This is a genomic window from Frankia sp. AgKG'84/4, assembly GCF_023242965.2.
In the GTDB taxonomy this organism is placed as follows: domain Bacteria; phylum Actinomycetota; class Actinomycetes; order Frankiales; family Frankiaceae; genus Frankia.
In genome coordinates, this window is the sequence record NZ_JALKFU020000469.1 from 1 (window position 1) to 4,273 (window position 4,273).

The window sequence follows — 4,273 nt, forward strand, 5'->3', positions numbered from 1 at the left end:
GTCCTGAGCCAGCCGGACCGTCCCGACTACTGAGAGGCCCCCCGAATGACCTGTACCGCGGACGGCGCGGTCGCCGACCGTCAGCCGCGCCACGACGACCGGTCCGAGTGCCGCGGCGCACCCGCGAGCCGGGGCGGTCGCGGTCGACGAGCCGGGCTCACGCTGGTGACGGTGCTGCTCGCTGTGCTGCTGGGAGCCGCCGGCTGCGGCGGGGACGGCGGTTCGAGCCCGTCCGCCGGACCGACCCTGGCGGCGACCGAAGGCGCGGACGGCGTCCAGGTCTTCGCCGTGACCGGCCTGCCCAGCATGAAGTTCTCCGCCTCCCAGCTGGTGGCGAAGCCGGGCCGGATCCGGGTCGACTTCTCGGTCGCGGCGGGCTCCCCGCCGCACAACTTCGTCATACCCACCATTCCCGACGCCACCACGAAGATCGTTTCCGCCGGGGAGAAGCAGAGCATCACGTTCGCGGTGACCAAACCGGGGGACTACCAGGTGGTCTGTACGCTGCATCCCAACATGACGGCCACTTTGAAGATCACCTAAGTCGGGTTGGGGCGGCGCTGTGCCGAATCTGCTCGACGTCGCCCTGCTGGCGGTCGCGGTCCTCTTCGCGATCTCCGGGTACCGACACGGCTTTCTGGTCGGTGCGCTGTCGTTCGTCGGGTTCCTCGGCGGCGGCGTCCTCGGCGCCAAGATCGCGAAGCCGTTCACCGATCTGGTCAACCAGCAGGACCATGGTGCGATCATCGGCCTGCTGGTCGTGCTCGGGCTCGCCATGGCCGGGCAGATCGCCGGGACCGCACTGGCGGTCGCGGTGCGCGACAGGCTGACCTGGCAGCCCGGCCGGACTGTCGACGCGCTCGCCGGCGGGGTGCTCTCCGCCCTGTCCGTGCTGCTCGTCGCCTGGCTGCTGGCGACAGCCGTGCAGCGCTCCGGGTACGCCTCGCTCGCCCGGGCGGTAGCGAGCTCCCGCGTCCTGGCAGCCGTCGACTCCGGCATGCCGAACCAGGTCCGCGACGCCTTCGCCGACCTGCGGCAACTCGCCAACGGCCACGAGTTCCCCGAGGTCTTCGCCGGCATCCACAGCCAGCGGACCGTCTCCGTGAGCCCACCGGACCAGGCGACGACCGCCGCCGCTGGCGTGATCGACGCCGCCGCGAGCATCGTCAAGATCCGCGGGGTCGCGCCGTCCTGCGGCCAGCGGGTCGAGGGCTCGGGCTTCGTCATCTCCCCGCAACGGGTCATGACCAACGCGCACGTCGTCGCCGGCGTGCGCCATCCCACCGTCGTCCTGTCGACCGGGACCCTCTCCGCCGAGGTCGTCCTGTTCGATCCGGACCGGGACGTCGCCGTGCTGCGCGTCCCGGACCTGCAGCGTCCGCCGCTGCGGTTCCGTTCGAGTCCCGCCGCCGCCGAGCAGGACCCCGCGGTGATCGCCGGCTACCCGCAGGACGGGCCGTACACCACCGTGGCGGCGCGTATCCGCGATCATCAGCGGGCCCGAGCGGCGAACATCTACGAACGCGGCACCGTCGTCCGCGACATCTACGCGGTGCGCGGCCAGGTCCTACCGGGCAACTCCGGCGGCCCGCTGCTCGCCCCCGACGGCACGGTGCTCGGCGTGGTGTTCGCCGCGGCCATCGGCGACTCCGACACCGGCTACGTGCTCAGCGCCGCGGAGGTCGGCACCGCCGCGACCGTCGGAAGTTCCGCCGTGGCGGCCGTGAGCACCCAGGGCTGTGACTGACCCGGGACGCTGACCGGCTGGGACGGGTGGCCGATCCGGGACTGCGCGCTCAGGACTCGAGCCAGGCCGTCAGCTCGGCGTTGATGACGTCCGGGATCTCCTCGTGCGGGAAGTGCCCGACGCCGTCGTGCAGCCGCCAGGAGTAGGAGGCGCTGACATAACGACCCGAGCCCTGCGCCGTGGACGGCAGGAAACAGCGGTCGGCCGCGCCGTGGATCTGCAGCGTGTCCACCCGTAGGGAGCGGCGCAGGACGTTGGCGAAACGCGCCCCGTCCGGCCGGAACAGCGACCGGAAGATCCACCGGTGGTATTCCAGCGAGCTGTGCGCGACCCCCGGGATGCGCATCGCCGCGCGGTAGCGCCGTTCTTCCTCCTCGCCCGGGTAGCCCACCCCGCCCCAGTCCCGCAACAGCGCCCCGACCTGGGCGGCGTCCCCGGTGACCAGGCCTCGCTCCGGGCGCCATGGCAGCTGGAAGCCGAGCAGGTACCGACTCGCCGCGCCCTGGCCGCGAGGATCCACGGCGATCTGGTGGCGCAGCCGCAGTGGGTGCGGCATGGCGAGGACCGCCAGGCGGCGCACGACGGCCGGATGACGGATCGCCGTGGTCCAGCCGAGCAGACCGCCCCAGTCGTGGCCCACGATCACCGCGTCCCGCTCGCCGAGCGCCCGGATCAGGCCGGCGACGTCGTCGGACAGGGTGAACGCGTCGTAGCCCCGCGGCGGCTTGTCGCTCGCCCCGTAGCCACGCAGATCCGGCGCGACGACGCGGTAACCGGCCGCGGCCAGGGCCGTGAGCTGATGGCGCCAGGCCCACCAGAACTGCGGGAAGCCATGTAGCAGCAGGACGAGCGGCCCGCGGCCGATCTCGGCGATGTGCAGCCGGGTTCCGTTGGCGGAGACGTCACGATGCCGCCACGGCCCGTCGATCAGGACGCTGCCGGGCTCGGGAACGGTGTCCTCCATCGCCAGCCAGAATGGCAGACCCCCCGCGAACCGGCACCGCCGGTGGCCGGAAGCGGCAGGTCCGGGCCCGCCCGGACGCTCTCAGGACCCGGCGGGAGCGCCCGGCGGCGTCGTGGCCACCGGGTGGGGCGACGGCCCGGGCCGAGCGGCCTGCACCGCCGGTCCCGTCGGGGCCGCAGTCGGATTGCGCAGCCAGGCGATGTCGTCCCGAACCGTCTGGATGGTCCGTTCGGGCGGTGAGAGCCGGCGGAACCGCATCACCGCGAACAGCACCAGCACACCCGCTAGCACCAGATACAGCAGCGCGGTGAGCCCGTACGCCCAGAACCGCTCGACGCCCGCCCAGGTGAACAGCTCACCCAGGAAGACCGTGACGGCGATCAGCGCCCCCAGACCAAGTCCCGCCGCCGCTCCCAGGAACGCGATTCCCAGCGTGGCCGACACGGCCTGTCTGGCGAGCTCGACCTTGGCCAGGTTGATCTCCTGGCGGACGAGCAATGAGACGTCGCGGGTGGCCAGCGCCACCAGCTCGCCCAGGGAAGGCTCCCGGGCGCCCGGCGCCTTTCCGGCAGTAGTCGACGACACGCTTCGTCCTCCCTCTGGCCGCCGCCCGCCCGCAGCGGTCGGGACGCGCGGCCGATTGCCCAGCGTGGGGTGGCCCGCGCACCCCCATGTCCTGACCACAGTCTCCCGCGAACAGGGCTCCGACAGGGGCGAACGACGCGGCTGAGGCGTTGTGACACCCCCGACGGCCCTGCGTGCGAGGGTCCACCGCCGGCTGCCGGCGGGCCCGCGACCGGCCGACCGGCAGCCTGGCGGAACGCAGACCGGTAGCGTGCGAACGGTGAGCCAACGACCGTCGGGATCAGTCCTCGCCGCCGACCCGCTCGCCCGCGTCGCCGAGCTTCCCGGCGTGCGCGCGGCCGCGGACACGGCCCGCGCGGCCGTCGACACCCTGCTGCGGCATCGGATTCTGCGCCGGCAGAGCGCCGAGGTCACCACGGAGGCATCCCTGCGAGCCGCCCGTGCGTGCGCCGCGTTGGAAGGTGAGGACGTCGCGCTGGAGTTCCTGCGCCGCCACCTGACGGACAGCGACGGCCAGACGGACGGAGAGCTTTCGCCGGTCGTGCTGGGAACGGTGCGTCTCTACGGCGAGCTCGGGGTGCTGGCACCCGCCTGGGAGCGGGCGCCCAGGCAGGCGCTGGCGCGCATGCACGTCCTGCTGGGTCGCGGCGTCCTGCCCGACGAGGTGCTCGGCCGGCCCCGGGCCGACGCCGGCTTCGGGGACGCCACGGATCCGCTGCGGCTGGGTCCACCGCCCACCTCGATGGAGACCTCGATCCGGCTGGATGGCCTGACCGGGCTACTCGTCGCCCCCACCATCGCCCCCGCGATCGTCGTGGCCGCCGTGGTGCACGGCGAGCTGCTCGCGCTGCGGCCGTTCGGCGCCCTGGACGGCGTGATCGCCCGGGCGGCGTCCCGGCTGGTGCTCATCAGCCGTGGTCTCGATCCCAAGGCGCTGACCGCCACCGACGTCGGCCATCTCGAGGCCGGCCGGGACC

At 73.2% G+C, this 4,273-nt stretch carries 5 protein-coding genes; 3 read left to right on the forward strand and 2 right to left on the reverse strand.

What is annotated here, in order from left to right:
• The first annotated feature begins 45 nt into the window (after positions 1-45).
• Together MXD58_RS21375 and MXD58_RS21380 are read left to right on the forward strand one after the other, a co-directional pair.
• Positions 46-543, forward strand: coding sequence for a cupredoxin domain-containing protein (locus MXD58_RS21375; RefSeq protein ID WP_308302015.1), 498 nt, complete (start codon positions 46-48; stop codon positions 541-543).
• Positions 544-562: 19 nt separating this feature from the next.
• A complete protein-coding gene (locus MXD58_RS21380; RefSeq protein WP_248838193.1) occupies positions 563-1,747 on the forward strand; it encodes a MarP family serine protease in 1,185 nt (394 codons plus the stop codon).
• Positions 1,748-1,796: 49 nt separating this feature from the next.
• Here MXD58_RS21380 and MXD58_RS21385 read toward each other — a convergent pair whose 3' ends face one another.
• Positions 1,797-2,711, reverse strand: a complete 915-nt coding sequence (locus MXD58_RS21385) for an alpha/beta fold hydrolase (RefSeq protein ID WP_248838194.1) — start codon at positions 2,709-2,711, stop codon at positions 1,797-1,799.
• A gap of 81 nt (positions 2,712-2,792) precedes the next feature.
• Positions 2,793-3,296, reverse strand: coding sequence for a phage holin family protein (locus MXD58_RS21390; RefSeq protein ID WP_248838195.1), 504 nt, complete (start codon positions 3,294-3,296; stop codon positions 2,793-2,795).
• A 259-nt stretch (positions 3,297-3,555) separates the two neighbouring features.
• On the opposite strand from MXD58_RS21390, the gene MXD58_RS21395 reads away from it, so the two are divergent.
• A partial coding sequence (locus MXD58_RS21395; protein WP_250609801.1) for a hypothetical protein occupies positions 3,556-4,273 on the forward strand: 718 nt, incomplete at its 3' end.